This is a genomic window from Actinoplanes sp. CA-051413 (assembly GCF_050955795.1).
Lineage (GTDB): Bacteria > Actinomycetota > Actinomycetes > Mycobacteriales > Micromonosporaceae > Actinoplanes.
In genome coordinates this window covers 8,805,603-8,827,050 of sequence record NZ_CP192100.1, presented here as the reverse complement: position 1 = coordinate 8,827,050, position 21,448 = coordinate 8,805,603, and the positions used below count along the sequence as shown (strand labels likewise).

23 protein-coding genes are annotated in these 21,448 nt (G+C 71.1%); 13 read left to right on the top strand and 10 right to left on the bottom strand.

The window, feature by feature from the left end; all coding sequences use genetic code 11:
- The first annotated feature begins 272 nt into the window (after nucleotides 1–272).
- The 4 genes from ACQP2Y_RS41635 to ACQP2Y_RS41620 all read left to right on the top strand — a co-directional run bounded on the left by ACQP2Y_RS41635 (nucleotide 273) and on the right by ACQP2Y_RS41620 (nucleotide 3,869).
- The gene (locus ACQP2Y_RS41635; RefSeq protein ID WP_433721832.1) at nucleotides 273–1,967 is read left to right on the top strand and encodes a nitrite/sulfite reductase; all 1,695 of its coding nucleotides are present in this window, start codon (nucleotides 273–275) and stop codon (nucleotides 1,965–1,967) included.
- Nucleotides 1,968–2,118: 151 nt separating this feature from the next.
- Nucleotides 2,119–2,883, top strand: a complete 765-nt coding sequence (locus ACQP2Y_RS41630) for a phosphoadenylyl-sulfate reductase (protein WP_433721831.1) — start codon at nucleotides 2,119–2,121, stop codon at nucleotides 2,881–2,883.
- On the top strand, nucleotides 2,865–3,626 hold the full coding sequence (locus ACQP2Y_RS41625) for a sirohydrochlorin chelatase (protein ID WP_433721830.1): 762 nt from the start codon (nucleotides 2,865–2,867) through the stop codon (nucleotides 3,624–3,626). The genes ACQP2Y_RS41630 and ACQP2Y_RS41625 overlap by 19 nt, the downstream gene beginning before the upstream one ends.
- 84 nt (nucleotides 3,627–3,710) lie before the next feature.
- Nucleotides 3,711–3,869 (top strand): hypothetical protein, encoded by a 159-nt coding sequence (locus ACQP2Y_RS41620; protein WP_433721829.1) that lies wholly within the window; start codon nucleotides 3,711–3,713, stop codon nucleotides 3,867–3,869.
- 375 nt (nucleotides 3,870–4,244) lie between these two features.
- On the opposite strand, the gene ACQP2Y_RS41615 is transcribed toward ACQP2Y_RS41620, so the two are convergent.
- Nucleotides 4,245–4,499: a WhiB family transcriptional regulator gene (locus tag ACQP2Y_RS41615; protein ID WP_364299773.1), complete on the bottom strand. Its 255-nt coding sequence runs from the start codon at nucleotides 4,497–4,499 to the stop codon at nucleotides 4,245–4,247.
- A gap of 411 nt (nucleotides 4,500–4,910) precedes the next feature.
- Nucleotides 4,911–5,861 carry a diacylglycerol/lipid kinase family protein gene (locus ACQP2Y_RS41610; RefSeq protein ID WP_433721828.1) on the bottom strand — a complete coding sequence of 317 codons (951 nt, stop codon included), beginning with the start codon at nucleotides 5,859–5,861 and terminating at the stop codon, nucleotides 4,911–4,913.
- A 53-nt stretch (nucleotides 5,862–5,914) separates the two neighbouring features.
- Here ACQP2Y_RS41610 and ACQP2Y_RS41605 point away from each other — a divergent pair, with 53 nt between their 5' ends.
- Together ACQP2Y_RS41605 and ACQP2Y_RS41600 are read left to right on the top strand one after the other, a co-directional pair.
- A complete protein-coding gene (locus ACQP2Y_RS41605) occupies nucleotides 5,915–6,304 on the top strand; it encodes a hypothetical protein (RefSeq protein WP_433721827.1) in 390 nt (129 codons plus the stop codon).
- A gap of 65 nt (nucleotides 6,305–6,369) precedes the next feature.
- Nucleotides 6,370–7,065: a FadR/GntR family transcriptional regulator gene (locus ACQP2Y_RS41600; protein WP_433721826.1), complete on the top strand. Its 696-nt coding sequence runs from the start codon at nucleotides 6,370–6,372 to the stop codon at nucleotides 7,063–7,065.
- 17 nt (nucleotides 7,066–7,082) lie between these two features.
- Here the strand turns inward: ACQP2Y_RS41600 and ACQP2Y_RS41595 are convergent, their stop codons facing one another.
- Genes ACQP2Y_RS41595 through sodN form a run of 3 tightly spaced genes read right to left on the bottom strand, consistent with a single transcriptional unit; the run spans nucleotide 7,083 to nucleotide 8,426 of the window.
- Nucleotides 7,083–7,496, bottom strand: a complete 414-nt coding sequence (locus ACQP2Y_RS41595) for an ATP-binding protein (RefSeq protein ID WP_377882631.1) — start codon at nucleotides 7,494–7,496, stop codon at nucleotides 7,083–7,085.
- 28 nt (nucleotides 7,497–7,524) lie between these two features.
- Nucleotides 7,525–7,968, bottom strand: a complete 444-nt coding sequence (locus ACQP2Y_RS41590; RefSeq protein WP_433732285.1) for an N-acetyltransferase family protein — start codon at nucleotides 7,966–7,968, stop codon at nucleotides 7,525–7,527.
- Nucleotides 7,969–8,021: 53 nt separating this feature from the next.
- The gene (gene sodN / locus ACQP2Y_RS41585; protein ID WP_203769414.1) at nucleotides 8,022–8,426 is read right to left on the bottom strand and encodes a superoxide dismutase, Ni; all 405 of its coding nucleotides are present in this window, start codon (nucleotides 8,424–8,426) and stop codon (nucleotides 8,022–8,024) included.
- Nucleotides 8,427–8,510: 84 nt separating this feature from the next.
- Between sodN and ACQP2Y_RS41580 the strand changes: the two genes are divergently transcribed.
- From ACQP2Y_RS41580 to ACQP2Y_RS41570, 3 genes are all read left to right on the top strand, one after another.
- A complete protein-coding gene (locus ACQP2Y_RS41580; protein WP_433721825.1) occupies nucleotides 8,511–8,819 on the top strand; it encodes a S26 family signal peptidase in 309 nt (102 codons plus the stop codon).
- Between the two features lie 134 nt (nucleotides 8,820–8,953).
- The gene (locus ACQP2Y_RS41575) at nucleotides 8,954–10,180 is read left to right on the top strand and encodes an NAD(P)-dependent malic enzyme (protein ID WP_433721824.1); all 1,227 of its coding nucleotides are present in this window, start codon (nucleotides 8,954–8,956) and stop codon (nucleotides 10,178–10,180) included.
- A 304-nt stretch (nucleotides 10,181–10,484) separates the two neighbouring features.
- The gene (locus ACQP2Y_RS41570; protein WP_433721823.1) at nucleotides 10,485–11,435 is read left to right on the top strand and encodes a zinc-binding dehydrogenase; all 951 of its coding nucleotides are present in this window, start codon (nucleotides 10,485–10,487) and stop codon (nucleotides 11,433–11,435) included.
- On the opposite strand, the gene ACQP2Y_RS41565 is transcribed toward ACQP2Y_RS41570, so the two are convergent.
- Nucleotides 11,432–12,334 (bottom strand): alpha/beta hydrolase family protein, encoded by a 903-nt coding sequence (locus tag ACQP2Y_RS41565; protein WP_433721822.1) that lies wholly within the window; start codon nucleotides 12,332–12,334, stop codon nucleotides 11,432–11,434. The two genes, ACQP2Y_RS41570 and ACQP2Y_RS41565, sit on opposite strands and share 4 nt — an antisense overlap.
- A gap of 158 nt (nucleotides 12,335–12,492) precedes the next feature.
- Between ACQP2Y_RS41565 and ACQP2Y_RS41560 the strand changes: the two genes are divergently transcribed.
- Nucleotides 12,493–12,660 (top strand): hypothetical protein, encoded by a 168-nt coding sequence (locus ACQP2Y_RS41560; RefSeq protein ID WP_360550479.1) that lies wholly within the window; start codon nucleotides 12,493–12,495, stop codon nucleotides 12,658–12,660.
- Nucleotides 12,661–12,883: 223 nt separating this feature from the next.
- On the opposite strand, the gene ACQP2Y_RS41555 is transcribed toward ACQP2Y_RS41560, so the two are convergent.
- Both ACQP2Y_RS41555 and pta read right to left on the bottom strand, forming a co-directional pair.
- On the bottom strand, nucleotides 12,884–13,990 hold the full coding sequence (locus ACQP2Y_RS41555; protein WP_433721821.1) for an acetate/propionate family kinase: 1,107 nt from the start codon (nucleotides 13,988–13,990) through the stop codon (nucleotides 12,884–12,886).
- Entirely contained in the window at nucleotides 13,987–16,053 is a 2,067-nt protein-coding gene (pta, locus tag ACQP2Y_RS41550) for a phosphate acetyltransferase (protein WP_433721820.1), read from the bottom strand. Before pta ends, ACQP2Y_RS41555 begins: the two co-directional genes overlap by 4 nt.
- Before the next feature lie 177 nt (nucleotides 16,054–16,230).
- Between pta and ACQP2Y_RS41545 the strand changes: the two genes are divergently transcribed.
- Together ACQP2Y_RS41545 and ACQP2Y_RS41540 are read left to right on the top strand one after the other, a co-directional pair.
- The gene (locus ACQP2Y_RS41545) at nucleotides 16,231–18,174 is read left to right on the top strand and encodes an ABC transporter ATP-binding protein (protein ID WP_433721819.1); all 1,944 of its coding nucleotides are present in this window, start codon (nucleotides 16,231–16,233) and stop codon (nucleotides 18,172–18,174) included.
- Nucleotides 18,167–19,954, top strand: a complete 1,788-nt coding sequence (locus ACQP2Y_RS41540) for an ABC transporter ATP-binding protein (RefSeq protein ID WP_433721818.1) — start codon at nucleotides 18,167–18,169, stop codon at nucleotides 19,952–19,954. Before ACQP2Y_RS41545 ends, ACQP2Y_RS41540 begins: the two co-directional genes overlap by 8 nt.
- Here the strand turns inward: ACQP2Y_RS41540 and ACQP2Y_RS41535 are convergent.
- A complete protein-coding gene (locus ACQP2Y_RS41535) occupies nucleotides 19,926–20,672 on the bottom strand; it encodes an AAA family ATPase (protein WP_433721817.1) in 747 nt (248 codons plus the stop codon). The genes ACQP2Y_RS41540 and ACQP2Y_RS41535 overlap by 29 nt on opposite strands.
- A 50-nt stretch (nucleotides 20,673–20,722) precedes the next feature.
- Here ACQP2Y_RS41535 and ACQP2Y_RS41530 point away from each other — a divergent pair, with 50 nt between their 5' ends.
- Nucleotides 20,723–21,229: a hypothetical protein gene (locus tag ACQP2Y_RS41530; protein ID WP_433721816.1), complete on the top strand. Its 507-nt coding sequence runs from the start codon at nucleotides 20,723–20,725 to the stop codon at nucleotides 21,227–21,229.
- A gap of 4 nt (nucleotides 21,230–21,233) precedes the next feature.
- Here ACQP2Y_RS41530 and ACQP2Y_RS41525 read toward each other — a convergent pair whose 3' ends face one another.
- Nucleotides 21,234–21,413, bottom strand: coding sequence for a DUF6104 family protein (locus ACQP2Y_RS41525; protein WP_433721815.1), 180 nt, complete (start codon nucleotides 21,411–21,413; stop codon nucleotides 21,234–21,236).
- Nucleotides 21,414–21,448: the final 35 nt, after the last annotated feature.

Sequence of the window (21,448 nt, the reverse complement as noted above, 5' to 3'; positions counted from 1 at the left end):
CCCGGAATCTGGACCGCACTGGCCGTAAAGGGTCTCGCGTGAGAGGCTTACCGGCATGACCGCTGCAGTTGACCGCCGCTTCGTGGCTCGTCGCCACGTCGATTACGGCCGTGTCCGCAGCGCGATGTGTCCGGCTTCCTGACGCCGCCCGATCTCTTTTTTCGGGCGCGCACGACGCGCCGGCCCTCGCCAGACACTGAAGTCGCGAGCCCTCACAGGAGCCGACCGCGTACAGCGCGCCCACCGGCAGAATTACCTGGAGGAACGCCGACATGGCGCTGGACAGCACCCCGGCCACCAAGCCCGCCGCTCGCCCCCGTAAGGCGCGTGGCGAGGGCCAGTGGGCGCTCGGACACCGCGAACCGCTGAACCCGAACGAGCGGATCAAGAAGGACGACAACCCGCTCAACGTCCGGGCCCGGATCGAGCACATCTACGCCCACACCGGCTTCGCGGGCATCGACCCGCAGGACCTTCGGGGGCGTTTCCGCTGGTGGGGGCTCTACACCCAGCGCAAGGCGGGGATCGACGGCGGTCGCACCGCGGTGCTCGAGCCGCACGAGCTCGAGGACGAGTACTTCATGCTCCGCGTCCGCATCGACGGCGGCGCCCTCAACCTCGCCCAGCTGCGCACCATCGCCGACATCTCCACCGAGTTCGCCCGCGGCTCCGCCGACATCACCGACCGGCAGAACATCCAGCTGCACTGGATCCGGGTCGAGGACATGCCGGAGATCTGGCGCCGGCTGGAGGCGGTCGGCCTGGAGACCACCGAGGCCTGCGGCGACTGCCCGCGCGTCGTGCTGGGCAGCCCGGTCGCCGGCGTCTCCACCGAGGAGGTCATCGACCCGACCTCGGCCATCGACACGATCGTCGAGCGGTATCTCGGTGACCCGCGCTACTCCAACCTGCCCCGCAAGTTCAAGACGTCGATCTCGTGGCTGGCCGACACGCCGCACGAGGTGAACGACATCGCGCTGCTCGGCGTGGTGCACCCGCAGCACGGACCGGGCTTCGACGTCTGGGTCGGCGGCGGCCTCTCCACCAACCCGCGGCTCGCCGAGCGGCTGGGCGTGTGGGTGCCGCTGGACGAGATCCCGGACGTCTGGGAGGGCGTGGTCGGGATCTTCCGCGACTACGGCTACCGGCGCCTGCGCAACCGGGCCCGGCTGAAGTTCCTGCTGGCCGACTGGGGCGTGGCGAAGTTCCGCGAGGTCCTGGAGAAGGAATACCTGGGCCGGGCCCTGATCGACGGGCCGCCGCCGGTGCTGCCGGACAAGCCGGTCGACCACATCGGCGTGCACAAGCAGCGCGACGGCCGGAACTACGTGGGTGCGGCGCCGGTCGTCGGCCGTTCCTCCGGCGTGCAGCTCAGCAAGCTGGCCGACCTGGTGGCGGCCCACGGCTCCGACCGGGTGCGGCTCACCCCGTACCAGAAGCTTTTGGTCCTGGACATCGCCGACGACCAGGTCGAACCGCTGGTCGCGGGCCTGCGCGGGATCGGGCTGGAGGCCCGGCCGTCGGCCTGGCGCCGCGGCACCATGGCCTGCACCGGCATCGAGTACTGCAAGCTCGCGATCGTCGAGACCAAGGCCCGCGGCGAGGAGCTCGTCGCCCGGCTGGAGGAGCGGCTGCGCGACTTCGACGCCGACATCTCGATCCACATCAACGGCTGCCCCAACGCCTGCGCCCGCACCCAGGTGGCCGACATCGGCCTCAAGGGCATGCTCGTCATGAACGAGCACGGCGAGCAGGTCGAGGGCTTCCAGATCCACCTCGGCGGCGGCCTCGGCATGGCGCAGGGCCAGACCGCCGGCTTCGGCCGCAAGGTGCGGGGCCTGAAGGCCACCGCGGAGGAGCTCCCCGGGTACGTGGAGCGCCTCGCCCGCAACTACCTGGCCGGCCGCGGCGACGGCGAGACCTTCGCCGACTGGGTCATCCGGGCGGAAGAGGAGCTCGTGAAATGAGCGATGCCAGATCAGCCCCCCTCTACTGCCCCTACTGCGGTGAAGAGGACCTGCGCCCCAACGAGGCTTCGCACGGTGCCTGGGAGTGCCACTCCTGCGCCCGTGTTTTCACGGTCAAGTTCAACGGACTGCTCGCCAAGGGAGTGAACCGATGACTGTGGTGACCGCCGCCGGCCTGGGACTGGTGTCCCTCGGGGCCCCCGCCGCCCCGGCCGATCCGACCCGCCGCAACGCTCTCGAGTTGAAGGCACTGGCCGACGCGGCCGGCGTCGCGCTCGAGGGTGCCCCCGCCGAGGAGATCGCCCGCTGGGCGACCAGCACCTTCGGCGACCGCTTCTGCGTGACCAGCTCGATGGCCGACGCGGTCGTCGCCCACCTGTTCTCCCGGGTCTCGCCCGGCGTGGACGTGGTGTTCCTCGACACCGGCCTGCACTTCCCCGAGACCCTCAAGATCCGCGACACGGTCGCCCGCACGATGGACGTGAACGTGCGCTCGATCCGCCCGCGGATGACCGTCGGCCAGCAGGACGGCGAGTTCGGGCCCCGGCTCTTCGCCCGCAGCCCCGACGAGTGCTGCTTCCTGCGCAAGGTCGAGCCGCTCGAACGCGCCCTGAGCGACTACGACTCCTGGGCCACCGGCCTGCGCCGCGACGAGTCCCCGACCCGGGCGAACACCCCGGTCGTGGCCTTCGACGCCAAGAAGGGCAAGGTCAAGGTCAACCCGATCGCGGCCTGGACCCAGGCCGACGTGGACCGCTACATCGCCCGCTGGAACGTGCCGGTCAACGAACTCTTCAAGAAGGGGTACGGCTCGATCGGCTGCTGGCCGTGCACCCGGCGCACCAAGGCCGGCGAGGACCCCCGCGCGGGCCGCTGGGCGATGTTCGAGAAGACCGAATGCGGCCTGCACGTCTAGCCGTCACGCTGACCGCCCACGGCAGCCGTGACCCACGCGCGGCCCGGGCGACCGAGGCGCTGACTCGGGCTGTCGCGGCCCGGCACCCGGAGTGGGAGGTGCGAGCCTCCTACCTCGACCATGCCGGCCCGCGCCCACGGGAGGTGCTGGCCTCGTACGCCGAGGCCGGCCACCGGCGGGCGGTGCTGGTCCCGTTGCTGCTGACCTCGGCGTACCACGGCCGGGTCGACGTGCCGGGCGAGATCACCGCGGCCCGGGCCGAGCATCCGGCGCTGGAGGTCTCGCAGGCCGAGGTGCTGGGGCCGGTCGGCGGCCGCGTGCCCGGGCTGCTGCTGGACGGTCTGGTGACGCGGCTGGGTCCGGTTGCGGCAGATGCGCTGGTGCTGGCAGCGGCGGGGACCCGCAACGCTGCGGCGCGGACGACGGTGGAGCAGGCTGCGGCGGCTCTGAGCGCCCGTGTGGGGGTGCCGTGCCGGGTGGCGTATGCCTCGGCCGCCCCGCCGCTGTCGGGTGACGTTGTTCGTGATCTCCGGGGTGCGGGGTATGAGCGGGTTGCTCTGGTTTCTTACTTCCTTGCGCCTGGGCTGTTGTGGGATTCGACGGTGGCTTCGGCGCGGGAGGCCGGAGTTGGTGCGGTGGGCCAGCCGTTGACGGATGTTCCGGCTGTTGCTGAGTTGGTTGGTGGGCGGGTGCTGGAGGTTGGGGCTCGTGCTCTCGCTGGTGTTGGTGCGCTCGCTGCTTGAGGGACGGCGGCCGTGGGGTTGTTGCCCGGCCGGCGGGGTCGCGCCCGCGGCTGCCACGCGGCTGTAGGGCTGCGGTTGTTGCTGATGCTCTTGCGGCTGCCGACGATGCTCAAGCCGATCGGCACCAAGGCTGAGCCGCGCCGCCTGCCCGCCCACGACGCACCGCTGCCGGCCGGGGCGGTGCGCTCGCTGGTCCACCTGCAACCCGTCGGTGCCCAGCAGGTCAGTCCCGTCCCGGCGTAACAGCTCGACCACGGTGGATCATCGCGCTCGGCCTACGGATCGGGTGTTGCCGCTCCGCCGCCCGGCACGGTCGGTCACCTGAGTGACACGGTCACCGGGCGTCACGCTTGGGAGTGACCACATTGAGTGATCGTCCGGCTGCGGGGGTGTCCACTGCGGAGGGTGGGCGGGCATCGACGAATAGTGGCTTCGATAACGGTAATTTCGAGATCATTTCGCGAGCGGCCGTGATCGCATTCATGCCGTGCGTCACCATTGCGTGGCGTAATCGTATCGAAACAGCCGATGATCGGAGTCGGTCAGCGGTAGGGTCCCGGACAGCACGACGCCCCGGAGCCGATGTGGCCCGGGGCGTGAATGCTGTGAGGGGATTGTTCAGGCGGTAGGGGCACCGACCCGGAGGCCGCCGCGACGCTTGACTGCGCGCCGCTCGTCCTCGCTCATACCGCCCCATACGCCGGCGTCCTGTCCGGACTCGAGCGCCCAGGCGAGGCACGACTCGGTCACGGTACACCGCCGGCAGACGGCCTTGGCCTGCTCGACCTGCAGGAGTGCGGGGCCAGACGTCCCGATCGGGAAGAACAGCTCCGGGTCCTCGTCGCGGCAGATCGCATGGTGACGCCAGTCCATGGCGGCAACACTCCTTGTTTCTGGATTGGGTAGAGAATGGTGCTACTTACTTTTATCTGCATCCGCGCCGGGACCGACGGACAGCGTTCGTCAGATCACCGGTGCGTGAGCAAGCTTTGTGCGCGATGCCGTTCCGTGCCTTCTGGATTAAGGAACGTGCACGACCGGCATCGGGTTACTTCTTATCGCTTGTGAATGCTTTCACGAACTCCCGCGATGTCAAGGGTAGCGCTCGGAAATTCTCCCAGCGGGTGAGCTAGCTCACGACCCCTTTGTCCGGTTCTGGGGGTTCTTCCAGGACCGGCGGACGACCGCCCCTATCAATGTAGTACGGTACGCGCCGCGTTGCCGACCTTTTGCCCGTCTTTCTGTAACAGATCGTGATGAGGTTCCGATCGACGTACCCGATCCTCAGCAGATCACACGCAGCGCTTCGGGGACGGACAGGAAGTGCACCTTCTGGCGTTCGCCCAGGTAGTCCCCGTCGAGCTGGAAGGGCTGCGGGCGGCTGGCGATCACGGTGAAGTCGGCTTGGTCGTGCAGGCGCAGCACGTGCTTGCCGTGCGGATCCGCGTTGCGGGAGACCATCTGTGTCACTGTGCGTGTTGTGCTGGCGATGTATAGGTTACGAACGGCCAGCAGGTCAAGTCCCCGGTCGAACGAGGCCTCGGGGTTCGGGTTGATGGCACGGTCGCCGACGTAGGTCCACGGGGCCGTGTTCTGGATGATGACGGTGCCCAGACCGTTCTCCGGCTCCTCGCCCGGTCGCTCGATCGAGAGCGGCGGCGACTTACGGTCCTCGCCCGAGAAGATCTGCCCGATCATCGACCGGACATACAGCGAAGGAGTGGACGTGCGGCCCCGCAGCCGCGCCTGCTCGACCCGGCGCACCACGGCCGCGTCCAACCCGAGCCCGGCCGTGAAAGTGAAGTAGCGGTCGTCGGCCCGGCCGAGCCCGATCACCCGGTGCCGGCCCGAGCGCAGCCCGTCCAGGATCACGCTGGTGCCGTCGACCCAGTCGCGCGGCAACCCCAGCGCGCGGGCGAAGACGTTGGTGGAGCCACCCGGGACGACGGCGAGCGCCGGCAGCCGGAAGGCCGGTGCGGTGCCCCGGGCCGCGAGCCCGGGATCGGCGGTCATCAGCCCGTTCACGGCCTCGTTCACCGTGCCGTCCCCGCCGAGCGTCACCACCACATCGACGCCGCTCTCGGCTGCCGCCCGCGCCAGACCCGCGGCGTGACCGCGTTTCATGGTGTATTCGACGGTCAGGTCGACCTCGCTGCGCAGGGCCCGGACCAGGACGTCGCGGCTGCGCTCATTCGTCGTGGTGGCTTTGGGATTAACCACCAGTAACGCTCGCATGGGCGGCACTGTACCTCTCAGGAAGGCTCTGAGCTGGCCGGTATCGTACAGCGGTGACTCCCCGAGAACTCGATTCCCCGGCGACGCTGGTCTGGGCGGTACGCCTGCTCCTCGCGGAGGCAGTCGCGCTCGTGGTGCTGACCGCGTACCTGCTGGTGCTGGACTTCACCGCCGAGGCCGGCAGCATCGCGGTCGCCGTCGCACTCACCGGTTTTGCGGCCGTCGCGGCCGTCGCTGTGGTCTTCGTCGCACGCGCGCTGGCGCGGCGCTCGACGCACGCCCGCGGCCCGGCAATCGTCGTGCAGCTCTTCGTGATCGCCTCCGGCGGCTTCCTGCTCCAGACCGGTACGGCGTGGATCGGCGCACTGCTGATGGTGCTCGGCGCCGGAGTCGGACTGCTCTGTGTGCTGCCGCCGACCACGCGCGCTCTCGGACTCGACTGAAGCCCCCTTCCCACCCGCGCCCGACGGCCTACTCTGAGTGGGCGGATCACAAGGGGGTGAGGGCAGTGGCCGGACCGACGGTGCGCCCGCCGGCGTACCAGCTCCTGGCGGACGAACTGCGCGACGAGATCACGTCGGGTCGTTTGCAGCCCGGCGAGCGGCTGCCACCGGAGCCTGAGCTGTGCGTCCGTTCGGGCGTGAGCCGCAGCACCGTCCGCGAGGCGTTACGTCTGCTGGCCAGCCAGCATCTGATCGTCACCACCCGGGGTGTCACGGGCGGCAGCTTCGTCGCGCACCCCGACGCCGAGCAGCTCTCCGAGGCGCTCTCCACCGGGCTCACGTTGCTGAGCAACTCCGCCGAGGTGGGCATGGCCGATCTGCTGGAGCTGCGCCGCGCCCTGGAGGTGCCGGCCGCCGGACTCGCCGCGCAACGCCGTACGGATGCGAACCTGATCGAGATGCGCGGCGCGATGTTCGATCCCGACCTGGACGAGCTCGAGACCATGCTGGCCGCGCATGCGGCCTTCCACGCGGCGGTCGCCTCGGCGACCGGCAATCCGCTCTTCGAGCTGGTCACCCGCCCGCTCTACCACGTCACCTACGGCGAGGAGATCGTCGAGAACCTGCCCGGCGACTACTGGGCGCGCATCGACGCCGACCACCGTGAACTGCTGATGTGTGTGAAGGCCGGCGACGCCGCGGCCGCCATGGAGGTCGGCCGGCGGCACCTGGACTACATCATGGTGGCGACCGCGCGCTGACCTTCTCCAGGCGCGGGTCAGATCTCGGTGCGGCGGGTCAGCAGCCGGATCGTGGCGTGCCGGCCGGTCGCCTCGGCGGACGCCGACGTGGTGAGCGCGGTCAGCACCTTCCACGCGAAAGAGGACTCCGACGGCAGCCGGGCGCCGCGCACTGTCGACACCGTCACCTCGACCGTGAGCGCGTCGTCGGTGACCGCAAAGCGGCACTCGAGCTCGGCGCCGCGGGTGGCGATGGCCAGCAGCATGGCGCAGGCCTCGTCGACCGCGATGCGCAGGTCCTCGATCTCGTCGAGCGCGAAGTGCAGGCGGGCAGCGAGGCCGGCCGTGGCTGTACGGAGCACGCCGAGGTACCCGCCGTCGGCGGGCACGGTCAGCAGCACGACGTCGTCACCGAACGCCGGCTCCGGATGCGTTGTCTGCAGCTGAGTCACCGACCCCATCCTCCCAATGGACGGAACTCTAGCCCCTGACGGGGGAGGCGCGCTCAGCGAGTTGGGTCAGGGCGGCACCGGAGAGCCGGTACGGCAGCCAGTCGGCCACGACCTCGGCCCCGATCGCGGCGTAGAACTCCGCGGCCGGATTCCAGTCCAGCATCACCCACTCGAGGCGCTTGTAGCCCCGTTCCACACAGACCTGGGCCAGCGTGGCGAGCAGCGCGGCCCCCGCGCCGGTGCCCCGGGCATGCGGGCGGACGTACAGGTCCTCCAGGTGGACGCCGTGCGTTCCCTCCCACGTGGAGAAATTCAGGAACCAGAGCGTGAAACCGTACGGGGCGTCGTCGGCGTCGACCGCGACGTGGCCGAACACCGCCGGGTGCTCACCGAACAGTGCCGTGCGCAACTGCTCCTCGGTGAGGTGGCAGGAGTCCGCGGCGCGCTCGAACTCGGCGAGCTCGTGCACCATCGCGACAACGGCCGGCACGTCGTCATGACGTACCGGCCGGATCGTTGCGGGGCTCACGCCTGCTTGGTCTCCCAGAAGATCTTGGAGATCTCCTCGATCTTGGCCAGCAGCTGCTCGCCGACCGCGGGATCCATCGAGCCCTTGGCGCCGGACGCGCCGGCGAGCTTGGTGGCCTCGTTGAACAGCTGGTTCAGGTTCGGGTACTTCTCGAAGTGCGGCGCCTTGAAGTAGTCGGTCCAGAGCACCCACAGGTGGTGCTTGACCAGTTCGGCGCGCTGCTCCTTGATGAGGATGGCGCGGGTGCGGAACTCGGGGTCGGTGTTCGCCTGGTACTTCTCAGCGATGGCCTTCACCGACTCCGCCTCGATGCGTGCCTGCGCCGGGTCGTACACCCCGCAGGGCAGGTCGCAGTGCGCGCTGACCACAGTGCGCGGCGTGAAAATACGCGGAAGTCGCATCAGGACCCCTCCATACGTTTGCGATGATCCGAGTCGACACTACCCCTTACCGGAACACCGAACCTCGACCCCGGGATTGATGCCATGACTTGGCAATTGCCGCTCTTCGCCGTACTGGTGCGAGGGCCGTCCATGGCACCCACCCTGCACGGCGGAGATGCCCTGCTCGTGCGGCGTGTCCGGCGGGTCCGGCCGCAGTCGGTCGTGGTGGCCCGCTTCCGGGCCCGGCCGGAACTGCTGGTCGTCAAACGGGCGATCCGCCCGCACGAAGGTGGCTGGTGGGTCGAGGGTGACAACGAGTTCGTCACCGACGACTCCCGCACCCACGGGGTGGCGGATGTCATCGGACAAGTGGTGTTTCGCTACTGGCCGCGTCCGGGTCGGCTAAGTTAACCTGCGTTAACCGCAGCACACCTGAATCTTGCGGTTGCTTGTCCCGGGTGACCCCCGCATCGCACGTCGGACCGCGCAGACTCGCGCGAGTCCGGCTGGCACACCGACGTTCCGATGCGTGTCTTGGAGTCCCTGTGTCCTTTTTCAGTTTTGAGCTCGACCCTGCCCTGGCCGCCGACCCCGTCTTCGACCTGCACAAGCGGGGCAAGATGGCGATCACCTGCACCGTCCCGCTGTCCAGCCGCGACGATCTGTCCCGGGCCTACACCCCGGGCGTGGCCCGGGTCTGCGAGGCGATCGCGGCCGACCCTGAGCTGGCCGCCGACTACACCTGGACGGCCAACACGGTGGCCGTCGTCACCGACGGCTCCGCCGTGCTGGGGCTGGGCAACATCGGCCCGAAGGCCGCCATGCCGGTCATGGAGGGCAAAGCCGTGCTGTTCAAGCAGTTCGGCGGCGTCGACGCCATCCCGATCTGCCTCGACACCCAGGACATCGAGGGGATCATCGCCGTGGTCAAGGCGCTCGGCCCCTCGTTCGGCGGGATCAACCTCGAGGACATCAGCGCCCCGCGCTGCTTCGAGATCGAACGCCGTCTCGACGAGGCGCTGGACATCCCGGTCTTCCACGACGACCAGCACGGCACCGCGATCGTCGTGCTCGCCGCGCTGCGCAACGCGGTCGCCCTGCTCGGCCGGCGCTTCGCCGACCTGCGGGTGGTGATCAGCGGCGCGGGCGCGGCCGGGGTCGCCATCACGAACACCCTGATCGCGGCCGGCATCCAGGGCGCGAACGTCATCGTCTGCGACTCCCAGGGCATCATCCACGCGGACCGCCCGGGCCTGACCGGGACGAAGGCGGCGCTGGCGCAGGGCACGAACTACTCCGGGCGTACCGGTGGCATCAAGGAGGCGCTGATCGGCGCCGACGTGCTGATCGGCGTCTCCGGCGGCCAGATCGAGGAGAACGCGCTGGCCGGCATGGCGCCGGGCGGCATCATCTTCGCCCTGGCCAACCCCACGCCGGAGGTCCCGCCGGCGCTGGCCCACAAGTACGCGGCGATCGTCGCGACCGGCCGCAGCGACTTCCCCAACCAGATCAACAACGTGCTGGCCTTCCCCGGGATCTTCCGGGGTGCGCTGGACGCCCGGGCCACCCGGATCACCGAGCGGATGAAGGTGGCGGCGGCCGAGGCGATCGCGGAGGTGGTGGCGGACGAGCTGCGGGCGGACGCGATCGTGCCGTCGGCGCTGGATCCGCGGGTTGCTCCGGCGGTGGCCGAGGCGGTCGCCCGGGCGGCTGAGCAGGACGGGGTGGCGCGGTTCGTCGCGCGGCCGGCCGCGCCGGTGGCACTGGTCTGAGCTTCATGGTCCGCGGGGCGAGGCGTTCATCCGCCCCGCTCCGCGGATCCTTGACCGCGGGCCCGGGGCAGCAGGCTGATCGCGCTGATCCCCGGCAGGCCCGGATCTCGCATGCCCGGCATCCGCATGGCCGCGCCCGGCTTTGCCGGGCGTTCGCTCAGTCGTGCCTGGCGTTCGCTTGGCCGTGCCCGGCTTTGCCAGGCGTTCGCTCAGTCGTGCCCGGCGTTCGGTGGGCCGCGCCCGGCTTTGCCCGGCTGCGTCAGGCCCGCGACAGGATCGGCGGGTCCGGCCTAAGCTGCGGAGTATGCGAGCCGCCTATGCCAGTGCGACGAAGCCCGACGAGCCGCTGGCCGGACTGACCGTCGGTGACCAGCCCGAGCCGTCCCCGCCGGACGGCTGGGTGACCGTCGATGTGCGGGCCAGCTCGCTCAACCATCACGAGATCTGGTCGCTGCGGGGCGTCGGCCTGCCCGCCGACCGGCTGCCGATGATCCTCGGATGTGACGCGTCCGGTGTGGACACCGACGGCAACGAGGTCGTCGTCTACCCGGTGATCAAAGATCCGGGGGACCCGCGGGGCTTCTCGTTGTTGTCCGAGCGCTGGCCGGGCACGCTGGCCGAGCGGGTCGCCGTACCGGCGGAGAACCTGGTGCCCAAGCCCGCCGGCATCTCGTTCCTGGATGCGGCCTGCCTGCCCACGGCGTGGCTGACCGCGTACCACATGCTCACCGCGCGCGGCCGCGTCGCCGACGCCGGATCGGTCCTGGTGCAGGGCGCGGGCGGCGGGGTGGCCACTGCCGCGGTCGCGCTCGCGACCGCGCTCGGCAAACGGGTGTACGCGACCAGCCGCGACGCCGCCAAGCGGGAGCGGATCACCGAAATGGGCGCCACCGCGGTCGAGCCGGGCGCCCGCCTGCCCGAACGCGTGGACGTGGTGATCGAGTCGGTGGGCGCGCCGACCTTCGAGCACTCGCTGAAGTGCTCGGCCCCCGGTGCCCGGATCGTGGTCTGTGGCGCGACCGGCGGCCCGTTCCCCAAGGTCGACCTACGCCGGGTCTTCATGATGCAGCTGGAGATTCTCGGCAGCACGATGGGTACGGCCGAGGAGCTGGCCGCCCTGCTGGACCTCTGCGTCGAACGCGACATCCGCCCGGTGATCGACTCGACCTACGGTTTCTCCGCGGTGAGCGACGCCTTCGCCCGGCTCAACTCGGGGGAGATCTTCGGCAAGGTGGCCGTCGACCACCTGCACTAGAGGTCGCTGTCGAGGTTGTCACGCTGTTCGAGCCGCCGTCCGGCGCCGGCATCGCCGTAGAGGCTCCATCGCCAGAAGTCGGTGGTGGCGTCGGACACCAGGTCGAACTGCGCGCCGCTGGTGACGACGTGGCCGGCGTCGGGCAGGGTGAGCAGGGCTTTGGGCCACGGCACGGCTTCGAAGGCGGCGAGCCCGTCGGCGTACCGTACGGTCCGGTCCTGCCGGCCGTGCACGAAGAGCACGGGGATCGGCGGGCCGGTGAAGGCCGCGGGCAGCACCTGCCGCCCGGCCAGGACCACCGCGGCGGTGAGCCGGTCGTCCCGGGCGCCGGTGAGCATCCCCAGCGTGGTGATGCCGCCGCCGGAGTGTCCGGCGGCGGCGACGTGGTCCGGGTCGAGGCGCCCGCGCAGCGGATCGCCGGCTTTGCCGCCGAGCGCGAGGACCCGGGTGAGCACGTACGAGGCGTCGGCCGGCTGGTTGAGCAGGTCGATGACGTCGAAGTCGGACACGCCGGCGGAGGTGTGCGGGTAGGCGGGCGCGGCGACGACAAAACCGGCCCGGGCCCAGCGGGCGAGGATGTCGGCGTAGTCGCCCGGGCGGGCGGTGAGGCCGTGGCTGAAGACGATGACCGGGAACGGGCCGTCGCCGGCGGCCGGATACCAGACCGTGGTGGGCAGCGGGCGGTCCTTACCGCGGCTGAGCTTCAGCTTGCGGGTCTCGACCGGGAACGTGCGGCTCGGTGCCCGGCCGAGGGTGGGGGCGGGGCTGCTCTCCAGGCTGGGTCCGACGCTCGCGGCGGGGGACGGTGGCGCTTGGCGGGCCGGCCCGGCGGAGCATGAGGTGAGTGCGCCGGTCGCGCAGACGGCAGCGAGCAGAAGCGCGACGGTACGGCGTCCCATCCGCCAAGTGTGCCCGGCTCTCCCGGCGGCGGGCGTCGGCGCGGGCAGTCCCGGACACACCCACGAACGGGTGATATCTCGACGGACGGGACGAACGCCCTGCTAGGAGGCCGGGAGGCACTGTCGCGGGGGTGCTCGGCTTCGCTATGGTCGTGCGCATGCCTGACAACACCGTCGACCCGAGCGGCAACACCGAGGCGTTCCGCGCCTTCACGCAGAGCACGCCGCAGGAGCCGCCAGCCGCCTCCAAGACCCCGCTGATCATCGGCGCCGTCGCGGTCGCGATCGTTCTGATCGCCGTGATCGCCTGGCTGGCCCTGGGCTGACCAGGACCGCGCCGACCTACCCGGGCTGAGCGCGGGCCGGGACGCGAGCGGGTCACCGCCCGCCGCACCCGGCCCGCCCGGCCTCCAATGACCACCACCCACCGCGCCGGGCCGCCAACGCGACCACTCGCCGCGCCCGGCCTGCAACGCGACCGCCGCCGGCAGCGACCGCCGCCGGCAGCACCGGCCCGCACGGGCTCAGTCGTCCCGGTCAGCGCCGGGCTCAGCTCTGCAGCTCGGCCGTGACCTGCTGGGCTATCTCCAGCTCCTCGTCCGTCGGGACCACGCAGACCCGCACCCGCGCCCCTTCCGGCGAGATGATGCGCTCGCCGCGCTCGTTGCGGGACGGGTCGATCGTGATGCCCAGCTCCGTCAGCCCGGCCAGCGAGGCGGCGCGGACCTGCGGGGAATTCTCGCCGACGCCCGCGGTGAACGTGATCGCGTCCGCGCCGCCCAGGACCGCCAGGTACGCGCCCACGTACTCCTTGATCCGCCGGCAGTAGACGTCGAAGGCCAGCGTCGCCGCCGGGTCGCCCGCCGCCCGGCGTTCCTGCACCGCCCGCATGTCGTTCTCGCCCGCGAGGCCCTGGAGGCCGGCGAAGCGGGTCAGGGAGCGTTCGATCTCCTCGATCGGGAGCCCGGCGACCCGGTGCAGGTGGAAGATCACCGTCGGGTCGACGTCGCCGCTGCGGGTGCCCATCACGAGCCCGGACTGCGGGGACATGCCCATCGACGTCGCCACGCTGCGGCCGCCGGAGACCGCGCAGGCGCTCGCGCCGTTGCCCAGGTGCAGGGTGATCACCCGGGCCCGGTCCGCGGGCAGATCGAGCAGCTCAGCGGTCTTGCGGGCCACGTACGCGTGCGAAGTGCCGTGGAAGCCGTAGCGGCGGATCTGCCAGCGCTCCGCCAGGGACGCGTCGATCGCGTAGGCCACGCCGTCCGGGGGGATCGTCTGGTGGAACGCCGTGTCGAAGACGGCGACCTGCGGGACGTCGGGCAGCAGCTTGCGGGCCACCGCGATGCCGCTGAGCGCCGCCGGGTTGTGCAGCGGCGCGAGTGGAACCAGCCCCTCGATGACGGCGAAGAGCTCGTCGTCGATGACCGTGGCCCGGCCGAACTCGCTGCCGCCGTGCACCACCCGGTGCCCGACCGCGCCGAGGCCTTCGACGTCGACCGCGGCCATCACCTGCTGCAGGGCGGCCTCGTGGTTGCCGGCTTCACCGCCGGACTCGCCGATGCGTTCGATCAGGCCCTTGGCCAGGGTCTCGGTGCCGTCGAAGAGGCGGTACTTGACCGAGGACGAGCCCGAGTTGAGCACGAGGATCTTCATGAGCGGGCCTGGATCGCGGTGATCGCCACCGTGTTGACGATGTCCTTGACCGTCGCGCCGCGGGACAGGTCGTTGACCGGGCGGCGCAGGCCCTGCATCACCGGGCCGACCGCCACCGCGTTGGCCGAGCGCTGCACGGCCTTGTAGGTGTTGTTGCCCGAGCTGAGGTCGGGGAAGACGAAGACGGTCGCCTTGCCGGCCACCACGCTCTCGGGCAGCTTGGTCGCCGCCACCCCCGGGTCGATCGCCGCGTCGTACTGGATGGGTCCCTCCACGGGCAGGTCGGGGCGGCGCTCGCGGACCAGCTTGGTCGCGGCGGCCACCTTTTCCACGTCGGCGCCCGCGCCCGAGCTGCCGGTCGAGTAGGACAGCATGGCGACCCGCGGCTCGATGCCGAACGCCGCCGCTGTCTGCGCCGACGACAGCGCGATGTCGGCGAGCTGGGCCGCGTCGGGATCCGGGTTGACCGCGCAGTCGCCGTAGACCAGCACGCGATCGGCGAGCAGCATGAAGAAGACGCTGGAGGCGACGGACACCTCGGGCACCGTCTTGATGATTTCGAAGGCGGGCCGGATGGTGGCGGCGGTGGTGTGGTTGGCCCCGGACACCATGCCGTCGGCCCGCCCGGTGGCGACCATCATCGTGCCGAAGTAGTTGACGTCGCGGACCACGTCGTACGCCAGGTCCAGGGTCACGGCCCGGTGTTTGCGCAGCTCCGCGTACTGCTTGGCGAAGTCGTCGCGCCACTCGCTGCTGGCCGGGTCGATCAGCCGGGCGGCGCCGATCTCGACGCCCAGCTCGCGGGCCCGGCGGGCGATCTCGGCCGGGTCGCCGAGCAGGGTCAGGTCGGCGACGCCGCGGCGCAGCAGCGTCTCGGTGGCCCGCAGGATCCGTTCGTCGGTGCCCTCCGGCAGCACCAGGTGCCGGCGGTCGGCCCGGGCCCGCTCGATCAGGTCGTTCTCGAACATCAGCGGCGTCACCCGGCTGGACCGGGTCACGTCGAGCAGCCGGGTCAGCTCGGCGGTGTCCACGTGCTTCTCGAAGGCGCCCAGGGCCGCCTCGACCTTGCGCGGGGTGGCCGGGCTGAGTTTGGCCTCGATCCGGCCGGCCGCGCTGATCGTGTGGTAGCTGTCGGACTGCACCACGAGCATGGCCAGCCCGGTGTTGAGCCGCTCGATGACCCGCACGGCGCGCGGATCGGGGAACTCGCCGATGGTCAGCACCAGACCGGCGAGCGTCACGTTGCCGGCGGCGTGCGCGGCGCTCGCGGCGACGAGCAGATCGGCCCGGTCGCCCGGGGTGATGATCAGCGCCCCGTCGGTGAGGTGGTCGAGCACGGCCGGCACGTGCGCCGCGCCGACCACGTAGTCGAGCACGTCCCGGTCGAGGGCGGCCTCACCGCCGGTCACCACGGTGGCGTCGAGGGCGGCGGCGACCTCCGCGACGGTGGGCGCGGCGATCATCGGGATCTCCGGGATGGCCCAGACCGGCACCGGCAGTCCGGCGGGTGGCGTCACCCCCTCGGGCACCCGGTTGGCGATCACGGCCAGCACGGTCGCGTTCAGATCCACAAGCGAGTGGTACGCCGAGCCGACCGCGGCCTGCAGATCGGAACGCCGGCCCTGCCCACCCACGACGGGCAGGACCACGCTGCCGAACTCGTTGGCCAGCCGCGCGTTGAAGGCCAGCTCGCGGGGCAGCTCGTCGTGCCCCTCCTCCTGGCCGTCGGAGAAGTCGCTGCCGATCACCACGACGGAGGCGCACTGCCGCTCGACCTCGCGGTAGCGCTCGACGATCCGGGAGATCAGCTCCTCGCGCTTGCCGTCGGCGACCAGGGCGGCAGCCTCGGCCACCGTGACCCCGAAGGAGTCCGCGTACGGAGCGACGGCCGGGTAGCGGGTGGTGAGCAGGGTCAGCAGCGGATCCTCACCGTGGCCCGGGACGACCGGCCGGAAGACGCCGATCCGGGCGACCCGCCGGGACAGCAACTCGACCAGCCCCAGGGCGACTGTGCCCTTACCGACGGCGGGGCCCACCCCGGCCACGTACACGCTGCTCGCCACGCCTTCAACCTACCGGCCGGGCAGCGATCGCGCCCGGGGTCGACCGACCCTGTGGACAAGGGCCGTCCGGCCCGCGGACCGCCGGTCCGCCGAGAGCGAACGGCGGGAAAACGGGGCGACGCCCGCGGGGACATCTCGGTAGGTTCACCGTGATCAATCGCTGCGGGGGTGTAGTTGATGGCCGGCCAGGACATGGGCGCCGAGGTCGACCGGTCGGTGTGGAGCGAGTTCACCGCGGGGATGGGCGGCCGCTGGGCTCAGCGCCGGGCCATGCTGCGGATCCTGCCCGGAGGCGGCCCGGCCGTCGTCACGAGCGCGGTCCTGCTGCAGATCGTCGCCGGTCTGCTGCCTGTCGGCTTCGTGCTGGCCACCGCCTGGGTCATCGCCGGGGTGCCCGCCGCGGTCGACGGTGGCGTGGACTCGCCGGCGTGGCTCGACCTGCGCGATCACCTGATCATGGCCGCCGCGCTCTTCTTCGCCATCCAGCTGTCGCTGCCGGTGCAGGCGTTCCTCGGCGAGCTGATGCGCCGGCGCATCGACGACCGGGTCCGCGACCAGCTGATGGCCGACTCCTTCACCGGGTCCGGCATCGCCGTGCTGGAGGACCCCGAGGTGCTGGACCAGGCCGCCGACGGCATCTCCCTGCTGCGGTTCGCCGACTGGACGCCGGGTGCGGCCTGCGCCGGCTTCATCGCCCTGCTCTCGCGCTATCTGCAGACCGTCGCCGCCGTGCTCGTCGTCGGCGTGGTGTGGCAGTGGTGGGCGGCGGTCGCGGTGCTGGCCGCCGGCTTGATCATCCGGTTCGGCTACCGCGTGGGCCTGTCCGTCTTCGGGCGCATCTACATGTCGCACCAGCGGACCCGGCGGCGGCGTTTCTACTTCCGGGACCTGTTGTTCACCGCGGTCGCAGCCAAGGAGATCCGGGTCTTCGGCCTGCTCGACTGGGTCGGCGACCGCTACGCGGACGCCTTCATGGCCAGCTCGGTCCCGGTCTGGCAGCAACGCCGCCGGATCTTCTACGGACCGTACGTGCTCTACACGCTCGTGGCGTTCGTCCTGCTCGGCGGGACGCTGGCGCTGGCGGCCCGGGACGCGGCGGCCGGCGTGCTGGGCATCGGCGCGTTCCTGATCGTGATGCAGGCGGCGCTCTCGTCGGTCCGGATCGGCGCCTTCATCGCGGAGTCCGACGTGCAGACCGAGTACGGCCTGAACGCCCAGCAGGCGTTGCGCCGCCTCGGCGAGCTGACCGCCGCGGCCGCCGGCCCGGGCGGCGGCGACCTTCCCCCGCCCGACCTGCCGATCCGCGAGATCCGCTTCGAGCAGGTCACCTTCCGCTACTCACCCGAGTCGCCGGCCGTGCTCGACCGGCTCGACCTGGTCATCCCCGCGGGTGCTTCGCTGGCCATCGTGGGGCTCAACGGTGCCGGCAAGACCACGCTGGTCAAGCTGCTCGCCCGCCTCTACGAACCGGAGTCCGGCCGGATCACCGCCGACGGCGTGGACATCCGCACCTTCGAGGGCACCGCGTGGCAGCGCCGGGTCGCGGCGATCTTCCAGGACTTCGTGCACTTCGAGCTGCCGGTCCGCGACAACGTCGGCTTCGGCGCCGGCGAGCTGAACGACGACGCGGCGATCGAGGACGCGTTACGCCGCGCGGGCGCCCTCGAATTCGTCCAGCGGCTGCCGATCGGCCTCGACACCCCGCTGTCCCGGCAGTACACGGACGGTGCCGACCTCTCCGGCGGGCAGTGGCAGCGCATCGCGATCGCACGCGCGTTGATCGCGGTGCAGGGCGGCGCCCGCGTGCTGGTGCTGGACGAGCCGACGGCGAGCCTGGACGCCCGCGCCGAGGTGGCGTTCTTCTCCCACTTCCTGGATCTGACCCGGGGCGCGACCAGCCTGGTGATCTCGCACCGCTTCTCCACGGTCCGCCGGGCCGACCGGATCGCGGTGCTGGAGCACGGCCGGGTGCTGGAGTCGGGCACCCACGACGAGCTGCTCGCGAGCGGCGGCCGCTATGCGGAGTTGTTCACCCTCCAGGCGGCCCGCTTCGCCGAGGACAAAGAGCCGGACGTGGCGGCCGACGGTGACGAGCTGATCGAGGAGCCCGCTGATGCGTGACCTGTGGCTGGGCATCACCGGCGTGCTCGGCTCCTCCTGGCGGGCGAGCCGCGGCCGGCTGCTCATCTCCGCCTTCCTGATGCTGCTGGGCAACGTGAGCGCGCCCCTGATCGCCGTCTTCCTCGCGCTCACCACGGACGCGGCGCTGGGCCGGGACACCTCCGCGGCGGTCTGGGCGGCGGTTGCCGTGGCGGTGGTCGCGCTGCTCAGCCTCACCATGGAGCACTTCGCGCACATCTTCTTCTTCGAGCTCGCCGACCTGCATCACCTGCGCATCGAGCGGGAGATCGGTGACCTCGCGCACGGCACGGCCGGGCTGGACCAGCACGAACGGCAGGACTACGCCGACCGGATGGAGCTGCTGCGCAAGGAGAGCTGGGAGGTGGCCGCGGGCGTGCAGACCGTGCTCACCGCGCTCACCCTGTCCGTGCAGATCGTGCTGACCGGGGTGCTGCTCGCGCGGCTGGAGCCGTGGTTGCTGTTGTTGCCGCTTTTCGCCGTACCGCCGCTTTTCGCCGGCCGGATCGGTGAGGCCCGCCTGGAGCGGGCCGAGCTCGCCACCGCGGAATCCCGCCGGCTCGGCTGGCACCTGCTGGAGCTGGCCGTGAGCCCGGCCGCCGCCAAGGAGATCCGGCTGTTCGGGCTGCAGCGCACGCTGCGGCAGCGCCAGGCCGCGGCCCGCCGCCGGGAGGAGATCCCGCTGCGGCGCGCCGAGCTGGCCGGTCTCGGCCTGCGGCTGGCCGGCCAGCTGATCTTCGCATTCGGGTACGTGGCCGCGGTCGTGCTCGTGGTCCGGTCCGCGATCGCGGGGGAGCGGTCCGTCGGTGACGTCGTCCTGGTCATCACGCTGGCCGTGCAGACCAACGCCCAGGCGGCCGGTGCGGTCGCCGTCGCGGGGTCGCTGCAACGCAACGCCCGCGCGCTGGCCCGGGTGCGCTGGCTACGCCGCGAGTCGGCCGGCTCGGCGGATCCGATCGTGCCGGATCGTCCGGTGCCGGCCACTCTGCGCGACGGCATCGCGCTCGACGGGGTCGCGTTCCGCTATCCCGGCACCGACACCGATGTGCTACGGGACGTCACGGTCCGCATCCCGGCCGGCGCCACCGTGGCCGTCGTCGGTGACAACGGCGCCGGCAAGTCCACGCTGGTCAAGTTGCTGTGCCGGTTCTACCGCCCGACCGCGGGCACGATCACCGTCGACGGCGTGGACCTGCGCCGGATCGACCCGGCCGGCTGGCGGGAGCGGATCGCGGCCGGCTTCCAGGACTTCGTGAAGCTCGACGCGCCGGCCCGGGAGAGCATCGGGGTGGGCGATCTGCCCCGCATCGCCGACCCGGAAGCGGTGCCCGCGGCCGTGCGCAGGGCCGACGCGCAGGTGGTCGTCGACCGCCTCCCGAACGGACTGGACTCGCACCTCGGCAAGTCCTATGAGGATGGTGAGGAGCTGTCCGGCGGCCAGTGGCAGCGGGTGGCGCTGAGCCGGGCGATGATGCGCGACGAGCCGCTCCTGCTGCTGCTGGACGAGCCGACCGCGGCGCTGGACCCGCTGACCGAGCACGCCCTCTTCGAGCGCTACGCGCGCTCGGCCCGCGAGGTCGGCGGCCGCACCGGGGGCATCACGGTCCTGGTCTCGCACCGCTTCTCCACCGTACGGATGGCCGACCTGATCCTGGTCGTGGCGGACGGCCAGATCGCCGAAGCCGGCAGCCACCAGGAGCTGATGGCCCGCGACGGCCTCTACGCCGAGCTGTTCATGCTGCAGGCGGCGGCGTACCGGTGAGCAGCGCGTGCAGGTAGCCCTCGGGCCGGTCCAGGAAACGTTTCCAGTGCGCGACGATCTCCAGCTCGTCCCAGGTCACCTTGCGGATGCCCTGCCCGCTCAGCTCCAGAATGGTCGCCCCGGGCAGGGCGGTCAGCAGCGGCGAGTGAGTCGCCACGACAACCTGAGCGCCGTCCGCGCGAAGGTTGTCGAGCCGGGACAGCAGGCCCAGCGTCGACGTGAACGACAGCGGTGCCTCCGGCTCGTCCATCAGATAGAAGCCGTAGCCGTGGAACTTGCGGTCCAGCAGCTCCAGGAAGCCCTCACCGTGGCTGCGCTCGTGCAGGTCCTGGTCCGGCCCGCCGCCCAGCCCCTCCAGGTACGTGTACAGCCCGTGCATCGTCTCGGCCCGCAGAAAGTACGAGTTCACCATCCGGCCCGGGGTGCGGATCACCCGAAGCGCCGACCCCAGCGCCGACTCGGTGGCCCGGGTGCTGTGCCGCGCCGACCGCGAGCCGCCCTCCGGGTTCAGCCCGTGCACGGCGGCCAGCGCCTCGATGAGGGTCGACTTGCCCGAGCCGTTCTCGCCGACCACGAAGGTCACGCCGGCCGGGAGGTTGAGGCCGTGGTCGAGGATGGCTCTGATCGCCGGGATATGCGCCCACCAGGCGTCACGGTCGATCTCGGCGCCGGGATCCGCCTCGACCCGCCGGATCGGCCGGCCCGCCTCCCTGCCCACCGCGACCACACCTCAACCTAGCCTGCTTCACACGACGACAGGAGACCATGGTGGCCGAGCGGAAGCCGTCCGAGGAAAGCGAGTGGACGGCGCGGGACAAGGCATTTGTCGTGTTGATCGTGGCGGTGCTGCTCGGCGGTGGCCTGCTCCTGACCGTCGGGGGCATTGTCGTCAAAGCAAGCGCGGCTGGTAAAGCAGAGCGCTTGCGCTCGAGCGGTGTCGCGCTGACGGCGACGCTCGCGGAGTTCAAGGGCTCCAACAAGGCAGGCCAGGCGAACGTCGAGCTCTGGTACATCCACGAGGGGCGGCAGTACCACCCGAGGATCAACTGCCCCCGCGAGCAGGACTGCGACCCAAGCACGCAGCCGACGATGGGTATCCGGATAGACCCCGCTCAGCCCGCCGAGTTCGTGGCGGACAACGGGGTCACGGACGACTCCCGGATCTTCTTCAACTCGTGGAAAGGCATGATCATCGGCGTGTTTCTCATGCTCAGCGGCGGCCTTGCCGCGTGGGTACGCCGGCACACCGACCGCCCGGTCCGCCGTTCACGCTGAGCCCCTACTCGTCGTCGTCCTCGTCGGCGCGGGCGAGCCAGGTGGCGAAGCGCTCGATGGCCGTCTCGAACTCCGGGTGGGCGTCGACGAAGTTCTTCAGCTGGTCGCCGACCCATTCCAGGGTCACGGACTCCTCGCCGCGCCGCTCGACGAGTTCCTCGATGCCACGATCGGTGAAGTACATGTCCGGATAGTAAGCGGGGGCGTTCCGCCGTAGCG